The organism is Rhodococcus sp. (in: high G+C Gram-positive bacteria) (assembly GCF_049299235.1).
Lineage (GTDB): Bacteria > Actinomycetota > Actinomycetes > Mycobacteriales > Mycobacteriaceae > Rhodococcus.
Map to the genome: position 1 here is coordinate 14102 of NZ_JBAQXC010000387.1, position 25594 is coordinate 39695.

Here is a 25594-nt window from a genome sequence, read left to right on the forward strand (position 1 = left end):
GTAGTGCCGATGCGGTGCCCGCGACGGCGGAGACCGTTCCTGCGCCCGCCATCCCCGCGACCATTGCGATCTCAGCCATGACTGAACCCTCCGGTGCGTCGCCTCACGGTGACGTCCAGTGTTCTGACGCCGCGTCTCCGGGCGTGGCGCCGACTTGAACACTGGGTTTCGAGATCGCACGTCGTCGGCGATCCGCGCGAAATCCGAGCGGAGGACAGACATGATCGCGCACCATTGTTGCGTGACCACACCTGATGCGGACCGCCCGACTCGGGCACCACTGATCCTCGCATCACTGATCCTCGTTGCGGCGGTTGCGAATCTGAACCTCGCCGTCGCGAACGTGGCACTGCCCGACATCGGGAAGGCATTCGACGCGAGCCAAACTGACCTGAACCTGATCGCGGTCGGGTATTCGGTGGGGCTGGCGGCATCGGTGCTCTATCTCGGCGCGATCGGCGACCGGTACGGCCGCAAGACCATGCTGATCCTGGGGATGGTGCTGTCGGTTCCGGCGTCCCTGGTGGCCGGATTCGCACCGAACGTCGAGGTGCTGTTCGTGGCGCGACTGCTCGGTGGTGTGTCGGCCGGTCTCGCCTACCCCACCACGTTGGCGCTCATCACCGCACTGTGGTCGGGTCCCGCCCGCACCCGCGCGATCGCCCTGTGGTCGTCGATCGGCGGCGGTCTCACCGCCCTCGGACCGCTCGTCGCCGGCGCACTGCTGGAAGGCTTCTTCTGGGGATCGGTGTTCCTGGTGACGATCCCTTTGGCGCTCGTGGCGCTGGCGCTGACGTGGGTGCTCGTGCCCGCCCACGTCAACGAATCCACCGATCCGGTCGACCATCTCGGTGGGATGGTGTCGGTGGTTCTGGTCGGGTCGCTGGTGCTGGGCATCAACTTCGTTCCGGTCGACGGAATGAAGACCGTCGCGTGGTCTGCGCTGGTGATCGCGCTCGCCGCGGGCATCGTGTTCGTGATCCGCCAGTTGCGGGCACGCAACCCGCTGTTCGATCTGACGGTGGCGCGGCGGCGCATCTTCTGGGTCGCCGCGGTCGCGGGCATCATCGTGTTCGGCACGTTGATGGGCACGATGTACATCAGCCAGCAGTATTTGCAGAATGTGCTCGGATATTCGACGTTGGCGGCCGGGTCGGCGGCGTTGCCGGCGGCGCTGGTGATGGTGGTGGTCGCGCCGCACTCGGCGAAACTCGTCGAATCGCGCGGGTCCCGATTCACCCTGCTCTCCGGGTATGTGGCGATCGTGGCGGGTCTCGTCGTCGCCCTGGTGTGGTGGGACGAGAATGCCCACTACTGGGTTGTCGCGCTCGGATTCATGTTTCTGGGTGCGGGTGTCGGCCTGGCCGGAACTCCGGCCTCGCATTCACTGACCGGTTCGGTGCCGGTGGCGCGGGCCGGGATGGCATCGGGCACGGCCGATCTGCAGCGCGACCTCGGTGGCGCCATCGTGCAGTCGATCCTGGGTGCGTTGCTCACCGCCGGATATGCCGCATCGTTGGCAGCCACCGTCGCGGCGAGTCCGCAGGCGAGTTCGGTCGGTGAGCAGACGCAGGCCGCGCTGGAGAAGTCGTTCGCGGGTGCGGTGGACATCGCGGACCGGTACCCGCAGTACGCATCGCAGATCATCGCGGCGGCGCGGGAGGCGTTCCTCGACGGCGACAGTCGCGCGTACGCGGCGGCCATCGGGATCGTGCTGATCGGTGCGGCACTGGTGTTCTTCGTATTCCCGAAGCGGGCCGCGGAAGTCGCACTGCTGGAACAGTACGCGGCCGAGGATGCGACGGCGACGGGTCATTCGCCGCCTGCGACGCCCGCGTGACTGCGCGCCACCGCGGCGGCAGCGAGTTCGACCCTGGTCCGCAACCCCAGTTTGGCCAACACGTGGGACACGTGCGTCTGCACCGTGCGCTGCGAAATGTAGAGCTTCTGAGCGATTTCCGCGCCGTTGAGGCCGGCCGCGATCAGCTCCGTGATGGTCACCTCGGTGCGGGTGAGACTGTCCCAGCCGGTCCGGGGGCGGTCTTTCACCGCGCGGGCGTCCAACCGTAGTCCGTGTGCCCGCAAGCGTGAGGTGATGCGCGCCGACAGTGCGGTCGCGCTGATGTTCTGGGTGAGGAGCAGAGCCGATCGCGCGTACTCGCGGGCTGCGGGCTTGTCCCCGATGGCGGCGGCAGCGCACGCGGCCTCCTCCCAGCCTTCCGCTTCGACGATCACATCACCCCGGTCGCGGGCGTCGAGTGCGCTGTTCACCGCGGCCGCGGCGATCGTCACCGGCTCACCGGCGCACAGTGCACGCGCAAGGCCGATCGGTCCGAGTCGGGCATCGGGGACCGGTGCCGGAATGTCGTCCAGAGCGTCGGTGATCGCGTCGGCGAGGGCGGTGTCGCCGGAGCGATGGGCGATGCGAGCGCAGTCGACGGCAAGGGAGGGAAGCCAGCCGTGGAGACCCAAAGATGCTGTGTTCGACCAGCATTCGGATGCTGTTGCGGCGGCGGGCCGCAACTTGCGTTGCGCCTCGAGGAGCAGCATCCTGGCCTGACCGGGAACCGGAAGTCCGAACTGGTCCGGAATCCCGGCATCGGCGATTCGATCCAACCGTGTTGCCGCGGAGGAGAAATCGCTATGGAATACATCGATCATCGCCCGTGAGCCCTCGGCCAGCGACGTCCACCCCATGTCCGCTGCCGCCGCTCGTTCGAGGCCGGCATCGAGAGTCGCGGCGGCATCGTCCAGGCGGCCCCGCGCCATAGCGATTCCACCTCGGGTGAAGTCCTGATAGGCCGTCATCCACGCGGCACCCCGGTCCGTGCGCAGCGCGGTCGCGCGGTCGAGCAGTGCCTCCGCCGCGGCGGGACCGTGGACGTACTGTTCGATGAACGGCGGCCAGATGTCGGCGGAGGTGCTCAGTTCCGGGTCCGGACCGGTCGCACCCTCACGGCGGGACGCCTCCAGGGCGAGCTCGAGGCCCCCGGTGCCGTCGCCGGTGAGGAATCGGCGCAGTGCCTCGGTCACCAGCTCGCTCACCGATCCGCGACCGTCGAAGCCGAACGGCAGGCGGGACACCGGCGTCGAACCGCGCAGCAGGCCGACATACCGCTGGACGTCCAGCAATGCGGCACGGGTCGCCGAATCGACGGGGAGTTGCATCGTTTCCGAGATCAGCTCGAGTACCCGATCCGATCTGCCCTGCGCGATCAGGGTGAACAGCAGGATGCGATGCAGCCGGGCGACGGTGGCGATGTCGGTGGCCTTCGGGATTCCCTGCGTTGCCACCTCAGCGGATCTGGCCAATTGTCCCGAGCGGGCCAGCGCGGTCGCCAGATCGAGTTCGAGGGTTCGGACGGGTGAGTCGGTGCTCACCGTGTGCCGCGCCGCGCTGTCGAGGAGATCGACCGCCACCGCGGGCACATGCGACAACTCCTCCTGTGCCCGCGCCACCGCGGTGACCGCGGTCGGGCCGCCGCTCCCGGCGGCCATCAGGTGGTGGGCCACCAGTTGGCGGTTTCCGGCACCGTCGTGGCGCCGGGCGATCGCGGTGTGCAGCACGACCCGCAGTGCGGGATCCATGCTGTCGTAGGCGACGTCGCTGTACACGTCGTGGGTGAAGGTGAGGGCTCCGGTGTGCGCCGAGGCGACGACACCGGCGTCGATGGTCGTCTGTGCCGCGCTCACCAGTGCGGACGGTGCCGCGTTCTCCAAGGCTGCCAGGTCGCTCAGGGTGGCCGGTCCGCCCCACACCGCGAGTTTGTGGACCAGCGCACGTGATCCGTCGTCGAGCAACGCGAGTTGCTGACGGATCGCCGCGTGCAGTGACGTCGACTGCGCCGTCGCCGCAGTTGCCGTCGCGGTGAGGACGGCGCGTTCCCCGTCGACGACCACGCCACCGTGACCGCGGAGGTCCTCGAGCATCGTGCGGGCATGCATCGGATTGCCCGCCGACTGTGCCAGCAGGTCGGACAACCGTGGGTCCGGCCACCCTCCGAGCACCTGCCGGGCGAGTGTCTCGAGGTCGTCGGCATCCATCGGAGGCAGTAGCCATTCGCGCACTGCGGGACGCGCGATCAGCCTGGTCAACAGTTCCCGGGCCGGCAGATGTCTGCGGGCGATCAGGACGACGACCGGGAGATCCCGTGCCGCTGCGGCGAGTCGGCCGAGGAACTCCAGGCTGCCCGCGTCGGCGTTGTGGCCGTCGTCGATCACCAGCAGGTGAGGTTCCCGCGCGCACAGTGTGTCGACGGCTGCGTCGAGGAGACCATCGGAGCCCGCCGGTGCCGGTACGGGGAGTTCGATGCCGAGCAGGGTCGATGCCACCGCGTACGGCTGACGCCAGGACAGTTCGTCGGCCGTTGCCCAGCGGGTCGTGAGATCGACACCGCCCACCAAGTGTCGCAGGGTGTGTGTCTTGCCCACCCCCGGACCTGCGGTGACGACGAGAGTGCGCGGTCCGGCGCCGTCGGCTGCGGCTGCCAGAGCCGCGGCGATGTCGTCTATCGCCGCTCGTCGGGAACCACGGAGCGGCGGGTGCATGGGGGAACAGTAGTTCACGGCGGTAACAGTTGCACCCGCAATGACCGGTGTGTGGCAGCTATAGCTACGCGGTGCGACCGATGTTCTGCCGGCAGGTGGCAGTCAGGATGGGGTAGCACAGTGGTGGTCTTCCCCAGGCCGTCACCGGTGAGTCGACAGGAGGGATGTGCCCGCGGCGAATGTCGGCATTGCGCCGATTCCCCGAGTCACCGACGCCGCGTTGTGCTCTCATTGCCGAGCGGGCACACACCGCCGGTCGCGAACCGTGAAACGGAGCGGATACATGAAGAAGAACGCACCCGGCGCCGACACCGTCGAGACGTCACCGGTGACCGCGGGGCCGGCCGCGTACCGTGCAATGCGGCAGCGGGCCGTGCGCGTGGCCGTCGCCGTGATCCTTGCCTGTTCGGGCGTCGGCGTTACCGCAGGCGCTGCCGGCGCGGAACCGGTCCAGGTGCTTCCACTGCCGGCCGCCGACCCGTTCTACACCTTCGACGGACCGCTCGGCGAGTTCGCGCCCGGCGCGGTCCTGCGCAGCCGTCAGGTGCCCTACGGCTTCCACAACCTGCCGACCCCGATCACGAGCACCCAGGTGTCGTACCGGACGACCGATCAGCAGGGCCGTCCGACGGCCACCGTCGCCACGATCCTGCGCCCGCTCACACCGGGACCGGCGAAGCTGATGTCATACCACATGGCGTACGACGCGCTCGGTTCCGAATGCGATCCGTCGTACACCCTCACCGGGAACGGCGGTTTCAGTCAGGCCGGCACCTTCGAGCAGGGCGTCATCAGCGGCTACCTCGCCTCCGGATTCGCCGTCGTGGTCCCGAACTACGAAGGTGCCGACCTCGCGTGGACCGTGGGCCGACAGTCCGCCTACGCCGCACTCGACGGCATCCGTGCCGCCGAGGACGTGCTCGACCTTCCGCCGTCGACTCCGGTCGGGCTCGCCGGATATTCCGGTGGTTCGGTCCCCACCCAGTGGGGCGCCGAACTCGCCCCCGCCTATGCGCCGGAATTGAACATTGTCGGTGCGGCCGCCGGTGGTCTGCCCGTGTATCTCGCGCACAACCTGCCGTACGTCAGCGGCAGCGCGCACTGGGCGGGCGTCATCCCCGCGCTGATCGTCGCGTATCAGCGCGCCTACGATCTCGACACCGACACGTTCCTCTCCGACTACGGCAGGCAACTCGTCGCGACCGTCGACTCGCAGTGCATCATCAACTTCGCCGGCAACTATCCCGGCCTGACCGACGCGGAAATGGTCCGTGCGCCGTACGATTCGCTGCTCGACGTGCCCGGTGTGGTCGAGGCCATCAACGACAACATCATGGGCAGCACCGGAACCCCGCAGGTACCGATGCTGCTCGCGGTCGGGGACGTCGACGGCACCGGGGACGAGGTGATGGTCACCGCCGACGTCGAGGGACTCGCCCACGACTACTGCGCGCGGGGTGTGCCGGTCACCTACGCCCGGTACGACCGGCTCTCCCACAGTGCCGCGTTCATGCCGTTCCAGGCGCAGGCCGCCCAGTTCTTCACCGATCGTTTCGCCGGGGCGGCGCCGACGAGCAACTGCGCGGTCGTCGGGCCGGGCAACTCGCTCGAACCGATGCCGGTTCCCTGAGATCCGCGCTCGCTCCGCCGTATCCGCACCGAACCACACGAACGGACCCGACCGTGCCCGAATTCCCTGCCTTCGCGCCGCGCCCGCACCGCGCGTTCAGCGCCGGGTTCTATCCCGATGCCGACTTCGACTACGAGGTTCGCGGCCTGCTCGGTGCCGTCGCGTACGGTGCCGCCGAAGCCGGCGAGGTTCTGGCGACGATCGACTCGGTCGGCAACCACGATCACGAACACTGGTTCCGGGCCTGGCATCACACCGCGAGCGAGGTCCGGGCCGCCGCCGATGCCGCGGCCGTCGCCGGGCACCGGGCCAGTGCGGCGCAGGGCTATCTCAGGGCCGCAACGTATTTCGCGGTCGCGGTCAACGCGGTCAGTGGCCTCGGCTCGGACGAGTTGCTGCCGCCGACGTTCCGCGCGCACCGCTCGAGCTGGGACGGATTCGTCGACACCACCGACTACCTCGTCGAACGTGTCGACATCCCGTACGAGCACAGTTCCCTACCGGGCTACTTCTTCGCCGCGCCCGGTACCGCGACCGCGCGGCCCACCCTGATCATGGTGAACGGCAGCGACGGCGCGATCAGCGGTCTGTGGCGCTCCGGGGCGAGCGCGGCCCTGGCCCGCGGCTACCACGTCCTGATGTTCGACGGGCCGGGACAGCAGTCGATGCTGTTCGGGCGGGGCATCGGGTTCCGTCCGGACTGGGAGGCGGTGCTCACGCCGGTGGTCGATGTCGCCGTGGGTCGTGCCGATGTCGACGCCACGCGTCTCGCGCTGTACGGAATCAGTCAGGGCGGGTACTGGATTGCCCGGGCGTTGACCCGTGAGCACCGATTCGCCGCGGCCATCGCCGATCCGGGTGTCGTCGACGTGGCAGCATCGTGGACCGCGAATATTCCGGCCGCACTGATGACGTTGTTCCGAGACGGCAAGAAGGAGGCGTTCGACCGGGACATGGCCCTCGGACTGAAGTTCTCGCCGGGCGCGGCACGGACCTGGCGCTTCCGTGCCCGCCCCTACCGGCAGAGCAGCTTCTTCGACACGCTCACCGAGGTCCACCGGTACGCGCTCGACGACGAGGAGGCCGCGCGCATCACCACGCCGTTGTTCCTCACCGACCCGGAGGACGAGCAGTTCTGGCCGGGGCAGTCCCGGCGACTGGCCGATATCGTCGGCGGCCCGGCGCACCTCGCTCGTTTTACCGCGTCCGAGGGTGCGAACTTCCACTGTCAGCCGATGGCCCGGCAACTCACCGACGCGCGGATGTTCGACTGGCTCGACGACACACTCGGCCGGTGAGGTCGATCATCGTGGCCGAGTCGGGGTGCAGCGGTCGACGGCCAGCAAGGCCGCGGTGACGACAACAGCGGCGAGGACGACGAGCACCGCATTGGTGATCGCGTGGACGAATCCGAGCGTTCCCGCGTCGAGGAACGGGTAGGGATACCAGTGCGTGATCGCGCCGTGGACGAAGGTGTAGAGCAACCAGGCCGTGGGCCAGAGGAACGCTGCCAGGGCGGTGGAGACGGCGAAGCGTGGTCGCGGGCCGAACAGCAGCCAGGCGGCAAGCGTCAGAGGCGGTGAGATGTAGTGCAAGCAGATCGTGGCGACCAGCGCCCATCCGGTCGGATGTACTTGCGGTGCAAGGACGATCGCGAACACCAGTCCCGTGATCACGATGCCCAGTAGGGCGTCCAGAACTGCGACGCGCCAGCCGCGTCCGTCCCGGAGTGGTCGCAGTACCAACAGGATTGCGACGACTCCGACAAGGACGTTGCTCTGGATCGTGAAGAAGCTGAACAGCCGGACCAGGCGGGTGACGATCGGTACGGCATCACCCGCTTCGCCGGAATTCGCGTCTGCGGCGCCGGTGACGGCGAGCGCGAGTTCGATGATCAGCCCGACGAGCACGACAGCCGCGATCGACGAGTACGCAGTTCTGCTGAACGCGAGAATCTCGGGAGTGTTCGGTCTCGTCACCACTGGGGGCATGCGGACCATCGTGACAGAAAGCGGCGCCGCGCCGGGATTTTCGGTCCCGGTGCGGCGCCGCGTTCGGCTTCGAATTCCTACGGAGCGGTGCGGTCCGGGACGACGATCGTGCCGTAGTCCAGCCCCCCGTGGGTGTACGTGGGGACGACCGGCCACTGTCGTTTCCACGCGGCGCATTCCGAGGACGGGATGATCTGGAGCCATCGCGAGTCGCGAGGCGACCGGGAGGCCATCGTCTTTTCCTTGACCATCGAGTCGTACTGGTCGAGGGAGTCCTCGAGGGTGTTGCCGTTGAGGACGACCTCACGATTGTAGAACTTGGCCTGCTGCTTGACACCGGGGATCTTCGACAGTTCGGGTTGCCAACTGTCCGCGGCCATCCCGTTCTCGGAGGACACCCACACCCCGTCCGGGGTATTGACCACCAGCGAGTGGTTGCCGTCGGTGTGTCCGGGCGTCCACAGGAGGCTGACACCGACACCGAGTTCGACGTCGCCGTCGAAGACCTCGAGTCGTTCCTCGGGAACACCGCTCATGCCGCCGTCGACATACCAGGCCCACTGCATGGGGTGCATGGATTCGAAGGTGCCGAGTTCACGCCGGTGCACCAGCAACTTCGCGTTCGGGAACAGCGCCTTGCGCGGTTCGGACTCGCCGTCGATCGGCTCGGTGCTGCCCATGATCATCCGCACGTCCTGGACGTGCAGGTGATCGAAGCTGACGTAGTCGACGTCGTCGTTGGTCAACCCGAGGCGGGGCAGCACCTTGTCCGGGTCGTTGTAGTACTTGACGAAAAGCTTTTCCGCGGCGAACTTCTGGGAGAACTTCTGCAGCTCGTGGTAGAACGGTGCCTCGGCGGAACCCGCCGCGACGGTGGGTTCCCACACCAGGGTCTTGAGCTTGCCGTCGAAACCCTCGAACTGGATGACGAACATGCGGTTGATGATCGAGATCATCGGGTTCACATTCAGCGAGTAACCCTGGAACGCGAATCGGGCGGGATAGGGCGCGGCGGCGATGTCGATGCTCTTGATCGCCTTGACCTGCCCCTGGGCGATGAACCGCTCCCGGTATCGGGCTGCTGCGTCCCGTACCGCCTCGAGTCGCTTGCCGCGAGGCCAGATCTCGTGCACACCCTCGAACTCGGGGATCGGACGTACAGCCCGGCCGGTGTTCTGGTCGGTCTTGGATCGACCGGCGGATGTGGTCGTCATTTGTCGTCTCCTGAGTTTTCGGTGGCGGTGAGCGCACTGGTCTCGTACTTTTCGCGGGCGGAACGGTTCCCGTCGAGTTCGTCGACCTGGTTCGGCACCATCTGCCGGTACACGAACTGGCGGAGCGCATCGGGGAGAACGCTGACCGCGCGAGCCAGCGGCCCCACGTAGCGCGGGACGGTCACTTCGAACCGGGGGCGGTCGATGACGCCGGCCACGGCCGCGGCGACATCCTGCGGGGTGAGCATGGCAACGGACCCCGACGATGTACCGGCTGCGAGTTCGGTGTCGACCACCGTCGGCATGACGATCGACAGCTCGACACCGCTGCCGCGCAGCTCTGCCCGAACCGCACTCAGGTATCCGTACACGCCGTGCTTGGTCGCCGCGTAGGTCGCCTCTCCGGGAGGTGCCAGCTTCGATGCGGCGGAGGCGACGGTGACGATGTGCCCGCGTCCACGCGACCGCATCCGGGGCGCGGCGAGACGCACACCGCGGATGACGCCGTGCAGATTGACCTCGAGCTGTCGGTGGGTGGCCTGGTCGGATTCTTCGTCGAATCGTCCGACCCACATCACACCGGCGTTGTTGACCAGCACGTCGATGGGTCCCCACTGCTCTTCCACCGCGTCCAGGAATCGGGTGAACGAAGCCCGATCGGTGACGTCCAGCTCGAATCCCGCTGCCGTTCCGCTGAGCCCGGCCGCGGCGGCTTCCGCCGTCGCCGCGTCCAGGTCGCCGATCGCGACGCGAGCGCCCGATTCGGCAAGATGTCCGGCGATCGCCAGGCCGATGCCTCTGGCGGCGCCGGTGACCGCGATGACCTGACCTGTCCGATTGTTCGTCGAGCCCACTCGGTGTCTCCTCGCCCCTCAAAGTTTGACATATCTTCATGTCAGATAGGTGTTCAAGTATGGCACAGACCGAGCGGCGGTAAAAGGAAAACCGAAAGAAGAACGGACGGAAGATGTGATCGGTCAGACCGGCGGTCGGACGGTCCGGACAAGTCCGGCAAGTGCGGAGACGAACAGGGTGGCGGACACCTCGGCGAGAACCAGGGGCGGCTGCTGCCGGCCCGACATCATCCAGTCCACCAGCAGATTGTTCACGGCGCCGGACAGGGCGATCGCGGTCAGGCGTGTCCTCTCGTCGTCGACGTCGACGCCTTGTTCGGTTGACCACACCGAGCGGATCAGGTCGCTGAACGCGCGCAGTACGGCGTGGCGCAACTCCTCGACCTCGGGCGAGACTCCGACAACCTCGATGAGGATGACGCGGGCGCGTCGCGGATCATCGGTCAGATATTCGACGAAGGCTGTCAGCCCACCCAGGATGGCACTCTCGGTGTCGTCAGCCGCCGCGATCGCCGCGGCCGTCGCGGCCCGCAGTTCGGTCACGAGTGTGCCGTACAGTTCGGTGAGACAGGCCTGGCGGTCGCGGAACGACTCGTAGAAGTACCGTTCGGTCAGCCCTGCTGCGGTGCAGATCTGTTTGACCGAGGTGGCCGCGAACCCGGTGGTGCCGAACTCTTCCAGTGCGGCGTCGATGATCGCGACCCGTCGAGCGCGGGTGCGATCTTCCGCGGCAAGACCGGAATAGCGTCGGCCACCACTACGCTCCCGTGCGGTTGTCATACTTTCGAGTCCTTCCTCCGGTCGCGTACTCCGTGCCATACTCGCACGAGCAACCATCCGACAATTCGTCGTGTCAGATACATTCGTCCAGTACGAGGGGGTAGGTCGTGGGCGGTACCACCGCGCCCGGCGGGTCAGTGCAGCAACGTCCGACAGGCGCTCCACCCATCATGCACACAGATGTCAGCCCGCAGGCGCTCGTCGTCTACTGGCTGGCCCGGCTGATCGCCAAGCAGATGTACCGGATCTGGCCGCTGAGCGACCGCGGTATCCGCACCCTGGCCCTGCTCGACACGATGCTGGGACTGCTGCCGCCCCTTCGCTCCATCGACCATTCGGACATGGAACTGGGTTCGGTCGAGGTCGAACGGTACCTTCCGGAGGCGACCGCATCCGACCGCCTGGCCGGAGCCAGCGTGCTGTACCTGCACGGCGGTGGCTTCACGTTCTGCGGCATCGGCACCCACCGGCGGATCGCCGGCAGGCTCGCACAGACCCTGTCCGTGCCCGTGTACTCCGTTCTCTATCGACAACTGCCCGACTGTGGGGTGGGCTCGGCGGTGCACGACGCGTACGCCGCGTATCGCGGACTCCTCGAGATCTGCCCGGACCCCGACAGGGTCGTCCTCGCCGGCGATTCGTCGGGTGCCTTCCTCGCCGCCAAGATCTGCGAACTCGCCGCGGAGGACGGGACGAACACGCCCGCCGCGTACGTCGGCTACTCGGCGCACCTGAACCTCGACGTCGACCATCGAGACCACGACCTGATCTGCAACGATGCGCTGATGCCGGTCTCCGCCTATCGGCGCGTCAAGAGCAAGTGGACCCGAGGCCCGGTCGTGGTGCGCGGCGCGCGCTCGATGCTCGAGGTGGACCCCGCCGTGTTCCCCCCGGTGTTCCTAACCGCGGGGGAGGGCGAAATGTTCGAAGCCGACATCGTGGACTTCACCCGTATTCTCGCCGACAGCGGTCGCACCGTCGAAACCCACGTGTGGCGACGTCAGGTACACGCCTTCCCGGTGCTCGACGGGCTGCTCCCGGAAAGCGGTGCGGCGATCCGATCGACCGGAGAATTCCTGCGGAAGGTCCTAGCCGAGCGCGAAAGCGGTGCCGCGTGAGAAGCCTTCCCGCCCGGTAGTTCCCGTCGGCTCGTCGGGGTCGGCGCGACACAGGCGGTCGCCGCCGTGCGGTCGTCCAGAGCAACGGTCGGTTGTGCCGGTCGGTTGTGCCGGTCTACCGTCGAAACGGGGCATGCCGAGGAAGTGGTGGGATGAGCGTGTTCTATCGTCTGGCCTATCGCGTCGGCTTCACGCCGTGGGAACGCGCGGCGGTCGCGCGCGGCGCCCATTTCGATGCGCTCCTCGACTCCGTGCCGGGGCCCGGACGGGCGCTGGATGTCGGTTGCGGCAGCGGTGAACTGTCGATCCGGCTCGCGCGGCGCGGCTGGGACGTCACCGGAATCGACAATGTGCCCGCCGCGATCGAGTCGGCGGCCGCCGCAGCCGACGATGCCGGGGTCGCGGTGCGATTCGTCGACGGTGATGTTGCCGCGATGGCCGACGCAGTGGGATCCGGCTACGGGCTGATCGTGGATTTCGGGTGTTTCCACGGTCTTTCGGACAGTGAGCGGGCAGCATATCGTCGGCAACTCGACCGTGTGTCCGTGCCCGACGCCACGCTCCTGATGTTCGCGTTCGAACCGCACTTCCGGGGGCCACTGCCGCGCGGCGCCGGTCTGGTCGAGATCGAGCAGTGCTTCGCAGGATGGCAGGTGGTGGAGCAGGTTCCGGTGCGCACAGGGTTTTCGGCCCGCTGGTACCGGTTGGTGCGCGGCTGACCGTGCGCGATCGGGTGCGGCCCTCAGCCGCAGGACCTGACCGCCGCACAGTCACCCACCGCGATCACAACGTCTGCGCCCACCTGCCGATATCCCCGCGTTCGAGCGCGAGTGCCAGCAGTTCCGGGAACCGGTCCGGCGTGCACGCGAACGCCGGAATTCCCAGCGCGCCGAGCGCGGCCGCATTCTCCCGGTCGAATGCCGGTGCGCCGTCGTCGGACAGTGCCAGCAGGACCACCACCTGCACGCCCGCGTCCCGCATCGACGCCATCCGGCTGAGCATCTCCGCGCGGATACCACCCTCGTACAGGTCCGAGATCAACACGAACAGCGACTCGGTGGGCCGGGAGATCAGCGACTGGCTGTACGCGATTGCGCGGTTGATGTCGGTGCCGCCGCCGAGTTGGGTGCCGAACAGCACCTCCACCGGATCGGACAGTTTGTCCGTCAGATCCACGACCGCCGTGTCAAACACGACCAGCGACGTGCGCAGCGCTCGCATCGACGCGAGCACCGCGCCGAACACCGACGCGTACACCACACTCGACGCCATCGACCCGGACTGGTCGATCGCCAGCACCACGTCACGCTGCACGGCCTGCGATCGCCTTCCGTATCCGATCAATCGTTGCGGCACCACCGTGCGGTACTCCGGCAGATAGTGCGCGAGATTCGCACGGATCGTGCGATCCCAGTCGATGTCGCGCAACTTCGGGTTCGACGTCCGTGCCGACCGGTTCAGCGCCCCTGTCACCGCGGACCGGGTGTGCTGGGCGATCCGCGCCTCGACCTCCCGCACCACCTTCTCCACCACCATCCGCGCGGTCGCCCGGGTCGTCTCCGGCATCACCTTGTTCAAGCTGAGCAACGTGCCGACGAGATGGACGTCCGGTTCGACGGCGTCGAGCAGTTCCGGTTCGAGCAGCAACTGGGTCAAACCGAGGCGCTCCATCGCGTCGCGCTGCATCACCTGCACCACCGACGTCGGAAAGTAGGTGCGGATATCGCCGAGCCAGCGCGCCACCCGCGGCGCCGAACCGCCCAGGCCCGCGCTGCGCCGGCCACGCGGATCCGGATCGCTGTGGTCGTAGAGTGCGGCGAGCGCACCGTCCATCGCCTCGTCCTCGGTGCAGCGCAGGCCGCCGGTGGAGTCCTCGGCGGGCTCACCGAGCAACAGTCGCCACCGACGCAAACGTTCCGATTCGTCGGATGTTGTTGTCATGTAGGAACTCCCAATATCATCGCGGTGGCCCGAACGGCGTCGGCCCCGCGGTCCGAGTCGATGGCGGTGACGGTGGTACGCGTGCGCTCGCCGCCGCGTACCACCGCGCCGAGCGTACGCCGTTCGGCGGGCGCGAACGCACCGAACGTGCGGCGCAGCACCGGCAGCACGTCCACGAAATCCTGGCCCGACAGCGCCGATACCCAGTCGTCGATCAAGCGCAGCAGACCCCGGTCGTGCATGAGCAGGACCGCGCCGCCGCCGACGAAACCGTCGATCCAGCGTGCCTTCGCACTGGGATCGCTGCCCACCGACAGCGCCCGCGACACCCGCAGCGCGGTCTCGTCTTCGTCGATCCGGCCCAGGTCGCGCAGCAACCGCACACTGCGGCCGGTGAGGATACCGTCGACGTCGTCACGGTCCGCGATCACGTGTAGCGTCGCGAGCCACCGCTCGGTTGCCTCGGGATCGTCCCGGACGGACATCGCGGTGTGCACGTCGTCGAGTGCCTTGCGCAGTGTGTCCGCGGCATCGGAATCCAGTCCGGTCGACGCGGCGGGTAGGCCGGCGCAGATCCGGGCAAGCACTGCGTCGGCGACGTGCCCGAGCGACGACAGGTCGGTGCCTCGGACGTCGCCGTATCGCAACGTGCGGACCAATGGCGGTAGCGCCGACATCAGATGCAGCACATCGCGATCGAGCGCCGCCGCAGCGTCGACCGCGGTGAGCAGTTCGGGGATCGCCGCGCGCAGATCGGCGAGCAGGGCCTGCTCGAGCAGTGCGGTGACCGCACCGAGCGACACGTCGGGTTGGCCCACCCGATCGAGGACGATCGCGTGTGCCGCCGATTCGACGGTGGTGCCCCACCGTGATGCTTCGACGATCGACACCGACAGTTCCGGTTGCCATCGCAGCGTCCACGATTCACGGAACGTGCCGGTGGAGCGGACCGCGCTGGTCGTGGCCTTCCCCCAATCGATCTCGAGCAGAGCGAGGCGGTGCAGCAGGTGCGACCGCTGCAGATCGTTGTCCTTGCGCAGATCCAGGTCGAGGTTCTTGTCGACCGGGGACCGCTTGAGCCGCAGCGTCTTCGACCGGCCCTGGAGGTCCGCGTCCAGTGGGACCGTCGGGGTGTCGTCCGGGATCTCGCCGAGCGACTCTCCGACCACGAGTTGTCGCGTCACGAAATCGAGCAAGAGATCGTCGCCGTCACACAGCACCGACCGGGTGGCCTCGGTGACCTCGGCGAGCCCCGCCAGTGGACGGTCACGCAACGCTGCGAGGGTGTCGGCGAGCCGGGTGGCCTCGATGACGTGCGCGCTCGACACGGGCAGGTCTTCCCGACGCAGTTCCCGCGCGACCCGGGTGAACCAGCGTTCGATGGTGTGCTCGTGATGGGTGAACAGGTGGTGATACCAACCGGGGGAGGTGATACCGGCGCCGTACCCGGACACCGACGACAACCGCGAATGCGTCCACGGCACCCACGTCAGCGACGTCTTGACCTTCGGCAGGGCCTTGAGCAGGCGTGCGTCCGGTGCGGCGGGTCCGAGTGCGCCGGACAGGGCCGGGGCGTGCATCGCCCCGCACACCACCGCGATCTTCTGCGCACCCGCCTTGATCGTCGTGCGTAGCACCTGCCGCATGTGCGCCTCGCGACGCAGCGTGTGCTCGTCGAGGTCCATCGTGGCGCGCAACGCGGTCATCGCCTCGGTGATCGCATCGAAAGAATCTGCGTAGGAATCGGTTTCGGAATCGTCGGCTGCCGCACCGACTCGCGAGCCCGATTCGACGACCGCGTCCCACCATTGTTCGAAGTCGTCGTAGCCGCCGGCTTCGGCGAGCGCGATCAGCGGATCCGGCCCTCGGTCACCGGCCGGGCGGTCCGCCGCGAGACTCGAGGCGGCGGGCAAGTCACAGAATCGGACATCGGCGTCGTGCAGGATCGCCCACTGCAACGCCTGCCATTCCGGGGAGAACGTGGCCAACGGCCAGAACGCCGCCGTTGAGGGATCGCCGGTCGCGTATCCGAGCAGCGCGACCGGCGGGCGCATCTGTTCGGACGCCGCCAACGCCACCAATGGATCGGCGTCGGCCGGCCCCTCGATGAGCACCGTGTCCGGTTCGAGGTCGGCGAGCGCACGTACCACTGCGCGAGCCGAGCCCGGTCCGTGATGCCGGATGCCCAGCACCCGGATCTGCGCGGTCACGCTCACCCGGCGATCTCGCGGCACGCACGGTAGAAGTCGGCCCACTCCGGGCGGCCACGCACGACGGCCTCGAGGTATTCGTCCCACACCACCGTGTCGGCGACCGGATCCTTGACGACCGCACCGAGAATGCCGGCGGCGATGTCCGTCGAACGCAGCACACCGTCCCCGAAATGCGCGGACAGGGCGATACCGTTGGTGACCACCGAGATGGCCTCCGCGGTCGACAAGGTGCCCGACGGCGACTTGAGTTTGGTACGGCCGTCGGTGGTCACGCCGCGCCGCAACTCCCGGAACACCGTCACCACCCGCCGGATCTCCTCGGCCGCCGCCGGCACCTGCGGCAGTTCGAGCGCGGACCCGAGTTGAGCGACGCGACGCGCGACGATCGCGACCTCGTCGTCCTCGCTCGCGGGCAACGGCAACACGACGGTGTTGAACCGGCGGCGCAACGCCGACGACAGGTCGTTGACACCGCGGTCGCGGTCGTTGGCGGTGGCGATGACGTTGAACCCCTTCGTCGCCTGCACCTCGATGCCGAGTTCGGGGACCGGCAGGGTCTTCTCGGAAAGGATCGTGATCAGCGCGTCCTGCACGTCCGCCGGGATGCGGGTCAGTTCCTCGATACGCGCGACCGCGCCGTCGCGCATCGCGGTCATCACCGGTGACGGCACCAACGCGGCCGGGGTCGGACCCTCGGCCAGCAGTCGCGCATAGTTCCAGCCGTAGCGGACCGCTTCCTCGGCGGTGCCCGCGGTGCCCTGCACGAGACGTGTCGATGTTCCGGAGATCGCCGCCGCCAGGTGCTCCGACACCCACGTCTTCGCGGTGCCGGGCACGCCGAGCAGCAGCAGGGCGCGATCGGTGGCCAGCGTCGCGACCGCGACCTCCATGAGTCGGCGCGGCCCGACGTACTTGGGGCTGACGACGGTGCCGTCGGAGAGTTCCCCACCGAGCAGGTAGGTCACGACCGCCCACGGCGACAACTGCCACGACGGCGGCCGCGGCCGATCGTCGACGCGAGCGAGCGCAGCCAATTCGTGTGCGTACTGCTGCTCGGCGTGCGGGCGCAGCAGGGTCTGCTCGTCGATGACGGTGTCGGTCAACTCAACTCCTCGTGAAGGGTTCGGCGAAGTTTCAGGGTGTCGGCGGCGGTCGCGAAGCGATTGAGCCGGACGAGATCGTCGGTGCGGGTGGCGGCGTCGTCGAACAGGTCGGCCAGGTCGAACGGTGCCCGGTGTGCGAGCAGATCGGTCAGGGCCCGGAAGTTCGGGGAATTCGGTGAGGCGGTGCCGTAGAGGGCGGTGAGGGCCTTCTTCGCAATGTCGACGGGCCACGGCGCGGGCAGCGCGGCGATGTGCGCGCCGTGCAGTAGTTCCTGCTCGGGTATCCGCCGCAGGTGTTCGACGAGCACACCTCGGGGCGCGTGCTCGGCGATCCGCGACCCGGCCCCGTCGCCGCGGGTCAGCAGCGCCGCCGCCCACGCACCGTCGCGTTGCTGGTCGACGGCGGTTTCCCAGCCGAGTCGCAGGACGTCGCGCAGGTGCTCGGGCACACCCCGGTCCAGTACGGCGTCGATCTGCTCGCCGGGCGCGAGCCACGCCGACAGCGGAGCGGACACCGCCAGCGCCCACACTCGCGCCCGGTCGCGGGCCTCGTCGCCCGTGAACACCCGATCGGTGCGCGGCGTCTCGGCGGAACGTGGCAGGGGAAGGTCGAGGCCGTCACGCGCCGCGGCCGCGTCGAGCGCGTCCGGGACCGCGAAGTCGAGGATGCCGTCGTGTACCCGGGTCCAGTCCTGCACCCGCTGCGTCATGCGGCGGCCGAATGCGGAGTCGGGAAGCCTGCGCAACAGGTCGAGTGCGACATCGCGGACCTTGCGGCTGCGGTCGCCCAGTGCGGTGTCGAGCAGATCCACGTCGTGCGGACCCGACCGCACCGCGAGTTCTTCCAGCAGATGCTGGCGGTCCGCGACGTTCTCGGTTTTCCACGATGCGGTGAGCAACGCCGTCGCGGCCGCCGGGTCCTGCGCACGCACCGTCCGGAACCATCGGCGCCGGGCACTCACGGACCCGTGCGCCCACACCGAGAGCTCGGTCGTATCGGGAGGCAGCATGCCGGACCATCGAGGATGCTGCTGGGCCAGCCACCGGCCACGCGGTCCGAGCAGGACCAGCGACTTGCTCCGGTGCTCCGCGTCGAGGAACGGCGCACGTTCGAGGATATCCACGACGATGCGGTGTGGAGCCCGGAAACCCTGTGCGGTGTCGAGCCATTCACCGATCAGATCGGACTTCACGGCGAGTAGTGCGCGGAGTCGTTCGGCTGCGGCCGGGGGGAGCGGCGGCCGGTCGTCGTCGGCAGCAGCCGCGGGAAGCGGGCATGTGCCGGGAACCGTTCCTCCGGTGACGAACGCGCATTCCAGCGCCGCCGCCCCGAGCAGGCGGTGTTCGGCCGTGTCGTCGATCGCGCCGGCCGCCTCGGCGGTGTGCAGCACCCGGAAGGCGGGTTCGGTGCGGGCGGTGCCCAGCAGGGCCGCCGACGTGAGCGATTCCAGACCGTGGGTACTCACAGTGCCACCGCCTCCTGTCCGGGTTCGAACACCGCAGCCGGGGTGATCGCGTGGCCGTCCCAATCGCCGCACACCGTCACCGGGTGGCCTCCCGAGGCCGCGAGCAGACGCCAGCGGGTGTCGATGTCGCCGCCCAGCGGCAGGGCGCGTTCGGCCCGGTCGACGAGGAACCACCGGTCGTCGAGGAGGACGGGCGTCACGGCGCCGAGCAGTACCGGCCAGGACCGGATCCACGGGTCGGCCCCGAGCGCGGTGGCGTAGTCGCCGAGCGCGGTGTCGAAGTCGGTGGCGGTCAGGGTCGTGAACGGTTCCGGTGCGCCGTGGCGGGTGCCGATCATCGCGCGCAGCGGCGCGGCACCCGGATAGAAATGCAGATCGGCGTCGACGAGAGTGTCGATCAGGGGTACGTCGGTATCGAATCGTGCTGTGCCGTGGGAGAAGTCGAGCACGGTAGCCCAGCGGCCGGATTCGCGGCCGCGCAGCCACAGTTTGCGGGTGAAGACGCGATTGTCCTCGGTGGTGCGGTGCGCGATCGCCTGCCAGTGGTCGCGGACCGCCGGTTCCCGGCGTACCTCGTCCGCCCTGGTGGGCAGCCCGAGGTGGGTGTGCACCGATCGAGCGAGCGGAGCGGGCAGATCCGCCAGGGTGCGGAATGCCCGGATCAGCAGGTGTAGACGGGCATACTCGCCGAGTATCCGTGCGGGCCAGTCTTGTTGGGCTGCGACGACGGGCGGCAGCGCCCGCAGCGTTCCCGCAACACCCGGCATCTGGGCATCGACCATGCGACCGGCGATCTCGTCGTAGGTGGCGTAGCCGTGGTCGACGGAACCGAGCCCGCTGTGGATGCGGTCGGTCAGCCAGCGATCGAGTTCCTCGAGTCCCGCTGCGGCCCGTTCGGCGCGCCGCTGCGCGGTCGCCGGGTCGGACTCCTTCGGTGTATCCGCCTCGGGCGCCGCGGCCTTCGCGGCTTTGTCGTCCCGGCCGTTCAGCCAGGCGGCGACGGTATCGGGCGGGGTGGCATCCGGGACGGACCCGCCGGACCACTGCATGAGCAGGCCGATCGCGTGTTTGCAGGGGAACTTCCGGCTCGGGCACGAGCACTTGTAGGCGGGCCCGGTCAGGTCGACCGAGGCCACGTAGTTGCTCGAACCGCTACCGCGGCACATGCCCCACAGGGCGCGGTCGTTGCGTCCGGTGTCCGTCCATTTCGAGGCCAGACCGCGGGCGGCGGTCACCGACGAGGGGTCGGGGGCGGCCGCGGCGATCTGCGTGGGGGACCAGGGTGTCGTCACATCCGAGGAACGTACGGGAGGGGTCCGACAGGGCGCCAACCGTCAGTGCGTCACGTGCTCGGTGAGCCGGCGCCGAATGCCGTCGACGAACAGATCCAGCCCGAAATCGAACCGGACCGCGGGGTCGCCGTCGAGCAGGTCCTCGTCGGAGGTCCCGGGGTTGTCGGTGGTCACGTCGGGGGAGACAGGTGAGCGTGTCAGGGCACCGAACTCGGCGAGTTGGATGCGCGACTGTTCGTCGACGGTGTGACCGAGCACATAGTGCAGGAGTGCGAACCCGGCGAGTTCGGCGTGCGCGCGGGACAATCCGGCGTGTTGTGCGGCGGCGACGAAGCTGTCGCGGGCGCGGGAGGTGGTCAGCCGCGATGCGTAGCTGGAGGCGACGAGTTCGGCGCCGTCACGATGGGCGAGCAACGCCGCGCGGAACCGGTGGGCGAGTTCGGCAAGCGCCTCGTCCCACGAGTCGGTGGCGGGCGGTGCGTCGACACCGGTGAGGATGTGGTCGGCCATCGCACCGAGCAGCGTCTGCTTGTTGGGGAAGTGCCAGTACAGTGCGCCGGGTTGCACGCCGAGCGATCCGGCGAGTTTGCGCATGGTCAGATCGCCGAGCCCGTACTCGTCGAGGATCGCCATGGCGCCGTCGAGGACGTCGCCTCGTCGCAACTGCACGTGTTCGCTCCCTGCTGTTCGGTGGGCACTGCTGTTCGGTGGGCACTGCTGTTCGGTGGACGCGTTCCTTTGACAGTAGTCGACCCATCGACCTAACCTGAACGGCGTTCAAGTGAACGGTGTTCAAGTTTGCTTCGCCCGCTACTCCAGGAGATCCACCGTGACCAAGGCACTCGCCCCCACCGACATCCTCGCGGCAGCTCGCGAACAGGTGCTCGACCGCGGTGAAGGCCTGCGCCGCGACCAGATCCTCGACGTGCTGCAACTGCCCGACGAGCACCTCGAAGACCTGCTCACCCTCGCGCACGACGTCCGCATGAAGTGGTGCGGACCCGAGGTCGAGGTCGAGGGCATCATCAGCCTCAAGACCGGCGGCTGCCCCGAGGACTGCCACTTCTGCTCGCAGTCGGGACTGTTCGCCTCCCCGGTGCGCTCCGCGTGGCTCGACATCCCCAGCCTCGTCGAGGCCGCCAAGCAGACCGCGAAGTCCGGAGCCACCGAGTTCTGCATCGTGGCGGCCGTGCGCGGACCCGACGCCCGGCTGATGGCGCAGGTCGCCGCGGGTGTCGAAGCGATCCGCAACGAAGTCGACATCCAGGTCGCATGCTCGCTGGGCATGCTCACCCAGGACCAGGTCGATCAGCTCGCCGCGATGGGCGTGCACCGTTACAACCACAACCTCGAAACAGCCAGCTCCTACTTCCCGAACGTCGTCACCACCCACACGTGGGACGAGCGGTGGGAGACGCTGCGCATGGTCCGCGAAGCCGGCATGGAGGTGTGCTGCGGCGGCATCCTCGGGATGGGGGAGACCCTCGAGCAGCGCGCCGAGTTCGCCGCGGAACTCGCCGAACTCGACCCCGACGAGGTGCCGCTCAACTTCCTCAACCCGCGCCCGGGCACCCCCTTCGGCGACCTCGAGGTGCTGCCCGCATCCGACGCACTGCGTGCCGTCGCCGCATTCCGGCTCGCACTGCCCCGCACCATCCTGCGGTTCGCCGGCGGACGTGAGCTCACCCTCGGTGACCTGGGGGCCAAGCAAGGCATCCTCGGTGGCATCAACGCCGTCATCGTCGGCAATTACCTCACCACGCTGGGTCGTCCGGCCGAATCCGACCTGGACCTGCTCGGCGAACTCAAGATGCCGATCAAGGCCCTGAGCGAGAGTTTCTGAGATGTTCGATCCGTACACGGGCGTCGCGCTCGACGGCGCACCACACGGCAGGGCACCACACGGCGGCGCACCACACGACAGGGCACCACACGACGGGGGCGCCGATCCGGCCCGGTCGCGGGCCGCGCAACTCGGTCTCGAACCGCCGCGCTTCTGCGCGCAGTGCGGTCGCCGGATGATCGTGCAGATCGCACCCGACGGATGGTGGGCGCGATGCTCACGGCATGGCACGATCGATTCGGCGCTGAACGAACAGCGCTGAACATGCGGTGAGGCCCGGAGGGAACCTCCGGGCCTCACTTCTGCTCCGCTCCGCTCAGCCCTGCGGCGGAACCGGGGTGGTCGTCGTGGGAACGACCGTGGTGGTCGTCGACGGGGTCGACGGTGCGGTGTCCGTCGTGGTCGTCTGTACCACTGCGTCCGGGGTTGCGGTGGGGGTGGCCGTCGCCGGTTCGGTCACCACCGGCGCGACGACCGCGCCGGTGACCGGTGCCGGAACGGTCGCGGTCTCGGACACTCCGGTACCGGGAGCCGACGGGACGATCGTGTTCTCCGTGGCGCCGGTGCCCCCGGCCCCCGTGTCGGCGATGTCGGTGGCTCCGGGCCCGGTGGTCCCGGCTTCCGTCGCGGTACCGTTCGCCGGTGTCGCGGTGGTGCTCGTCGCGGTCTCCGAGGTGGTGCCCGCGCTCACCGCGAGCGCATCCTTCGCGGTGGACTTGGGCAGTTCGCCCTTGTCGGCCTGCTCGGCGAGGTGGGTGAGCCACTCTGCGGCATACTCGGCCGAGCTCAGCGGCTTACCGTTGCCGGTGTCCGCGTCGCGCCAGTAGTCGAAGTGGTGGCCGGTGACCTCGCCGAGAGTCTGCTGGTAGGGGTCGCTCAGCGCGACCGGGATGGTGTTCGCGTTGTTCGTGATGAACCCGATGATCTCGTTGCGCACCTTGGCGGGCAGATACACCAGGTTTTCCGCGGCACTGAGGTTCAGTTCGGTGTCGGCGGCGACGTCCGTCGGCGCGGTCGGCGTGTAACTCGGATCGGACACCTTGATCAGCACGTCGAGGAACGTTTCCTCGGACTGCATCCAGTTGCCCTGCGCTTCGATGTCGGCGAACGCGAGCATCGCGACTCGGCCGATCGTGACCGCGAGATCCTGCCCGGTCGCGAGGGTGAGTCCTTCGTCCTGCAGCGCGTCGACGTTGAGTTGCCTGCCGACGTTCGCGCCGAGTTGGATCAGCGCGATGTTCTCGGGGACGTCGCAGGTGAAGTCGCCGTCGGAACAGAACGAGGCGACCTTGCCGTTCAGAGCGCCGAACCCGCCGGCGGTGTCCGGCGCGATGCCGCTGCCGTCGGCACTGACGTCCCCGGACTGGTATTCACGGTCGTAGCCGTCGGGGTTGCCGTACGGGTTCTTCGCGCCGGGGAACTGGCCTTCCCCTGCGGTGCGTCCGGCGTCGGCGAGGATGACGACGCCGACCACCGAGTTCGGGTCGATGATGCCGTAGGAGCCGTCCGCGTTCGGGGTCTGGTTGCCGATTTCCATTGCGGCCCGACGGGCCACGTCGGCGCCTTCGCTGTATCCGACGATCGCGAACTTCGTGTCGGGGCATTCGGCGCGGATCGCCTGCATCACCGACTGGGTGTTGTCGACGCCGGCCTCGACCGCGTCCTCATAGGACGCCATGTGCGCGGGATACTCGATGTAGAACGCTGCGTAGTCCTTGCCTGCGTCGCTCGGAGCATTCACGACCGGGTCGACCCAATGGCTGTTGTAGTCCCCGGACATCGCCGCGGGCAGTGTCTTTCCGTCCGGGGTGGTGAGCATCGCGTGCTCGCCGTCGCGGGGGCTGTCGCCTCGGCCGCCGACGGCGATGCTCACCATGTCGTGGCATTCATTGGTCATCGCCACCAGCGTGGTGTCGGTTCTGACCGGTGTGTCGGTTCCGGTGACGGCGACCGCTACGAGAGCGGCCACCCCCAGCACCGCCGGTGCTGCCAAGCCTGCTGCGATGCGCCTCCGTGACGTCGACCGCCGTGACGCTGCGTGCTGTGACGCCGACTGCTGTGACGTCGACTGCTCTGCCATATCCGTCCAATCCGGTTGTGGTCGTGGCCCCCACTGCCCGCGTGAGGTGGCCCCCGAGTCACTGGTCATGTCGGGAGTGGCAGCGGCGGTGTTACACAACGGCTTCTGATGGTGGTGGGGGCGTGGCGGTTGCCCGGGTGGTGCTCGGCGCCCGTCGGGCGGTGCGACCTCGCACGATTCGCCGCGACAGCGCCACGCGGGTGCGTCAGAATCGGCCGGGCGGCGACGGCTGCCGCACGATCGAGAAGTCAGGAAGAGGTTCCCGTGCCCGAGCCCACCCGCCGCACGAAAGTCGCAATCGCATGCCAGGGTGGTGGCACACACGTCGCCTTCACCTGGGGCGTGCTCACCACGATCCTCGAGACGAAGCGCTCCTGGGACACCGACGGTGGCGGAACCTTCGACCTCGTCGGATTCAGCGGTACGTCCGCCGGCGCGATGTGTGCGCTCGCCGCGTGGTACGGACTCGCACCCAACCGTGCCGATCCGGCCTGCGGCACCCTCGACAAGGCCGTCGAACGGCTCGATCACCTGTGGACGGTGTTCGCCGCGAACAATCCGGTCGAGTCCGCGCACAATCTCGGTGCCCAGATGCTGCTGCGCATGAAAGCGCAAGGTGTCGCGATGCCCGAATCGAGCCCCTACGACGCGTCGGGCAGCCTCGCCTTGCAGTGGCTGGGACTGCTCGGTGCCAGGCCCGAGTATCTCGGATTCTCGGGCCTGCTCGAGTCGCTGTGTCCGGACTTCGATTCCGTCGACTGGAAACTGGTCGAACAGAACAATATTCGCGCCGTCGTGGGTGCCATCGAGGTGTTGAGCGGGAACTTCGAGACCTTCGATTCGGACAAGAATCTCGAGGAGGCCGGACTCATCGCGTCGCCGGAGCGCGATCAGTACTCCGAGACGCGGTGGCGGATGCGTCGTGCGCTGTCGCTCGCCGGGGTGGCCGCGTCCGGGACATTGCCGGAACTGCTTCCCGCACAGGCAATCGAGGATCTGGCATTCCCCACCCGCGGCGGCGACGGCACGGTCCGGCGCACCGGCTACTACTGGGACGGACTGTATTCACAGAATCCGCCGGTACGGGATCTGCTCGACACCCCGGACCGGGACGACAAGCCGGACGAGATCTGGGTCGTGCGGATCAATCCGCAGGAGTTCTCACCGGAGTCGCTGCGGGTCGGCCTCGCCGACATCCGCGATCGGGAAAACGACCTGGCGGGCAACCTGTCGCTGAACCAGGAACTCGACCACATCCTGACCGTCAACCGCTGGCTGGCCCGGTACGGCGGGGCCGTGCCGCCGCTGGCGGACCGTAAGACGGTCGCGGTGCGGACGATCAAGATGAGCCGGGATTCGGCGTGGACGCTCGACCACGCGTCCAAACTGGACCGTGATCCGCGGCATCTGACGGCGTTGCGGGCCGAGGGCGCCGGCATCGCACACGATTGGTTGGCGCAGTGGCGTGAACTCGGCGACGGATTCGCGCAGTACCCGGACGATGCGCGCTACGGCTGATCG

Annotated in this window: 20 protein-coding genes; 8 read left to right on the plus strand and 12 right to left on the minus strand. The window is 68.3% G+C overall.

Annotated features, from left to right (window positions below; all coding sequences use genetic code 11):
* Positions 1-220 precede the first annotated feature (220 nt).
* Positions 221-1840 (plus strand): MFS transporter, encoded by a 1620-nt coding sequence (locus WAX14_RS23690; RefSeq protein WP_422630484.1) that lies wholly within the window; start codon positions 221-223, stop codon positions 1838-1840.
* On the opposite strand, the gene WAX14_RS23695 is transcribed toward WAX14_RS23690, so the two are convergent.
* Positions 1813-4548 (minus strand): LuxR C-terminal-related transcriptional regulator, encoded by a 2736-nt coding sequence (locus WAX14_RS23695; RefSeq protein WP_422630485.1) that lies wholly within the window; start codon positions 4546-4548, stop codon positions 1813-1815. The two genes, WAX14_RS23690 and WAX14_RS23695, sit on opposite strands and share 28 nt — an antisense overlap.
* A gap of 358 nt (positions 4549-4906) precedes the next feature.
* Here WAX14_RS23695 and WAX14_RS23700 point away from each other — a divergent pair, with 358 nt between their 5' ends.
* Positions 4907-6178 carry a lipase family protein gene (locus WAX14_RS23700; protein ID WP_422630515.1) on the plus strand — a complete coding sequence of 424 codons (1272 nt, stop codon included), beginning with the start codon at positions 4907-4909 and terminating at the stop codon, positions 6176-6178.
* Positions 6179-6231: 53 nt separating this feature from the next.
* Positions 6232-7476 carry an alpha/beta hydrolase family protein gene (locus WAX14_RS23705; RefSeq protein WP_422630486.1) on the plus strand — a complete coding sequence of 415 codons (1245 nt, stop codon included), beginning with the start codon at positions 6232-6234 and terminating at the stop codon, positions 7474-7476.
* A 6-nt stretch (positions 7477-7482) separates the two neighbouring features.
* On the opposite strand, the gene WAX14_RS23710 is transcribed toward WAX14_RS23705, so the two are convergent.
* The 4 genes from WAX14_RS23710 to WAX14_RS23725 all read right to left on the minus strand — a co-directional run bounded on the left by WAX14_RS23710 (position 7483) and on the right by WAX14_RS23725 (position 11017).
* Complete coding sequence (locus WAX14_RS23710; protein ID WP_422630487.1) at positions 7483-8157, minus strand: Pr6Pr family membrane protein; 675 nt, start codon at positions 8155-8157, stop codon at positions 7483-7485.
* Positions 8158-8246: 89 nt separating this feature from the next.
* A complete protein-coding gene (locus tag WAX14_RS23715; RefSeq protein WP_422630488.1) occupies positions 8247-9383 on the minus strand; it encodes a hypothetical protein in 1137 nt (378 codons plus the stop codon).
* Entirely contained in the window at positions 9380-10237 is an 858-nt protein-coding gene (locus tag WAX14_RS23720; RefSeq protein WP_422630489.1) for an SDR family oxidoreductase, read from the minus strand. The genes WAX14_RS23715 and WAX14_RS23720 overlap by 4 nt, the downstream gene beginning before the upstream one ends.
* 123 nt (positions 10238-10360) lie before the next feature.
* The gene (locus tag WAX14_RS23725; RefSeq protein WP_422630490.1) at positions 10361-11017 is read right to left on the minus strand and encodes a TetR/AcrR family transcriptional regulator; all 657 of its coding nucleotides are present in this window, start codon (positions 11015-11017) and stop codon (positions 10361-10363) included.
* Between the two features lie 170 nt (positions 11018-11187).
* Between WAX14_RS23725 and WAX14_RS23730 the strand changes: the two genes are divergently transcribed.
* Both WAX14_RS23730 and WAX14_RS23735 read left to right on the plus strand, forming a co-directional pair.
* Positions 11188-12135, plus strand: coding sequence for an alpha/beta hydrolase (locus WAX14_RS23730; RefSeq protein ID WP_422630491.1), 948 nt, complete (start codon positions 11188-11190; stop codon positions 12133-12135).
* Positions 12136-12287: 152 nt separating this feature from the next.
* Complete coding sequence (locus WAX14_RS23735; RefSeq protein WP_422630492.1) at positions 12288-12854, plus strand: class I SAM-dependent methyltransferase; 567 nt, start codon at positions 12288-12290, stop codon at positions 12852-12854.
* A 64-nt stretch (positions 12855-12918) separates the two neighbouring features.
* Here WAX14_RS23735 and WAX14_RS23740 read toward each other — a convergent pair whose 3' ends face one another.
* Genes WAX14_RS23740 through WAX14_RS23765 form a run of 6 tightly spaced genes read right to left on the minus strand, consistent with a single transcriptional unit; the run spans position 12919 to position 20819 of the window.
* Positions 12919-14076 (minus strand): VWA domain-containing protein, encoded by a 1158-nt coding sequence (locus WAX14_RS23740; RefSeq protein ID WP_422630493.1) that lies wholly within the window; start codon positions 14074-14076, stop codon positions 12919-12921.
* Entirely contained in the window at positions 14073-16286 is a 2214-nt protein-coding gene (locus WAX14_RS23745; RefSeq protein WP_422630494.1) for a DUF5682 family protein, read from the minus strand. Before WAX14_RS23745 ends, WAX14_RS23740 begins: the two co-directional genes overlap by 4 nt.
* 2 nt (positions 16287-16288) lie before the next feature.
* Positions 16289-17392, minus strand: coding sequence for an ATP-binding protein (locus WAX14_RS23750; RefSeq protein WP_422630495.1), 1104 nt, complete (start codon positions 17390-17392; stop codon positions 16289-16291).
* The gene (locus WAX14_RS23755; RefSeq protein WP_422630496.1) at positions 17389-18858 is read right to left on the minus strand and encodes a DUF5691 domain-containing protein; all 1470 of its coding nucleotides are present in this window, start codon (positions 18856-18858) and stop codon (positions 17389-17391) included. The genes WAX14_RS23750 and WAX14_RS23755 overlap by 4 nt, the downstream gene beginning before the upstream one ends.
* On the minus strand, positions 18855-20150 hold the full coding sequence (locus tag WAX14_RS23760; RefSeq protein WP_422630497.1) for an SWIM zinc finger family protein: 1296 nt from the start codon (positions 20148-20150) through the stop codon (positions 18855-18857). Before WAX14_RS23760 ends, WAX14_RS23755 begins: the two co-directional genes overlap by 4 nt.
* Positions 20151-20192: 42 nt before the next feature.
* The gene (locus tag WAX14_RS23765) at positions 20193-20819 is read right to left on the minus strand and encodes a TetR/AcrR family transcriptional regulator C-terminal domain-containing protein (RefSeq protein ID WP_422630498.1); all 627 of its coding nucleotides are present in this window, start codon (positions 20817-20819) and stop codon (positions 20193-20195) included.
* 160 nt (positions 20820-20979) lie between these two features.
* Here WAX14_RS23765 and bioB point away from each other — a divergent pair, with 160 nt between their 5' ends.
* Together bioB and WAX14_RS23775 are read left to right on the plus strand one after the other, a co-directional pair.
* A complete protein-coding gene (bioB, locus tag WAX14_RS23770; protein WP_422630499.1) occupies positions 20980-21993 on the plus strand; it encodes a biotin synthase BioB in 1014 nt (337 codons plus the stop codon).
* Between the two features lies 1 nt (position 21994).
* On the plus strand, positions 21995-22255 hold the full coding sequence (locus WAX14_RS23775) for a hypothetical protein (protein WP_422630500.1): 261 nt from the start codon (positions 21995-21997) through the stop codon (positions 22253-22255).
* A gap of 54 nt (positions 22256-22309) precedes the next feature.
* On the opposite strand, the gene WAX14_RS23780 is transcribed toward WAX14_RS23775, so the two are convergent.
* Positions 22310-24073 carry a cutinase family protein gene (locus WAX14_RS23780; protein WP_422630516.1) on the minus strand — a complete coding sequence of 588 codons (1764 nt, stop codon included), beginning with the start codon at positions 24071-24073 and terminating at the stop codon, positions 22310-22312.
* A gap of 264 nt (positions 24074-24337) precedes the next feature.
* On the opposite strand from WAX14_RS23780, the gene WAX14_RS23785 reads away from it, so the two are divergent.
* Entirely contained in the window at positions 24338-25591 is a 1254-nt protein-coding gene (locus WAX14_RS23785) for a patatin-like phospholipase family protein (RefSeq protein ID WP_422630501.1), read from the plus strand.
* The last annotated feature ends 3 nt before the right edge of the window (positions 25592-25594 follow it).

What these genes read in the sequence shown, in the direction of transcription:
- WAX14_RS23740 (WP_422630493.1), bottom strand. Translation starts at nt 14,076, where the DNA reads ATGACAACAACATCCGACGAATCGGAACGTTTGCGTCGGTGGCGACTG.
- WAX14_RS23690 (WP_422630484.1), top strand. Translation starts at nt 221, where the DNA reads ATGATCGCGCACCATTGTTGCGTGACCACACCTGATGCGGACCGCCCG.
- WAX14_RS23730 (WP_422630491.1), top strand. Translation starts at nt 11,188, where the DNA reads ATGCACACAGATGTCAGCCCGCAGGCGCTCGTCGTCTACTGGCTGGCC.
- WAX14_RS23775 (WP_422630500.1), top strand. Translation starts at nt 21,995, where the DNA reads ATGTTCGATCCGTACACGGGCGTCGCGCTCGACGGCGCACCACACGGC.
- WAX14_RS23780 (WP_422630516.1), bottom strand. Translation starts at nt 24,073, where the DNA reads ATGGCAGAGCAGTCGACGTCACAGCAGTCGGCGTCACAGCACGCAGCG.
- WAX14_RS23725 (WP_422630490.1), bottom strand. Translation starts at nt 11,017, where the DNA reads ATGACAACCGCACGGGAGCGTAGTGGTGGCCGACGCTATTCCGGTCTT.
- WAX14_RS23715 (WP_422630488.1), bottom strand. Translation starts at nt 9,383, where the DNA reads ATGACGACCACATCCGCCGGTCGATCCAAGACCGACCAGAACACCGGC.
- WAX14_RS23700 (WP_422630515.1), top strand. Translation starts at nt 4,907, where the DNA reads ATGCGGCAGCGGGCCGTGCGCGTGGCCGTCGCCGTGATCCTTGCCTGT.
- WAX14_RS23695 (WP_422630485.1), bottom strand. Translation starts at nt 4,548, where the DNA reads ATGCACCCGCCGCTCCGTGGTTCCCGACGAGCGGCGATAGACGACATC.
- WAX14_RS23735 (WP_422630492.1), top strand. Translation starts at nt 12,288, where the DNA reads ATGAGCGTGTTCTATCGTCTGGCCTATCGCGTCGGCTTCACGCCGTGG.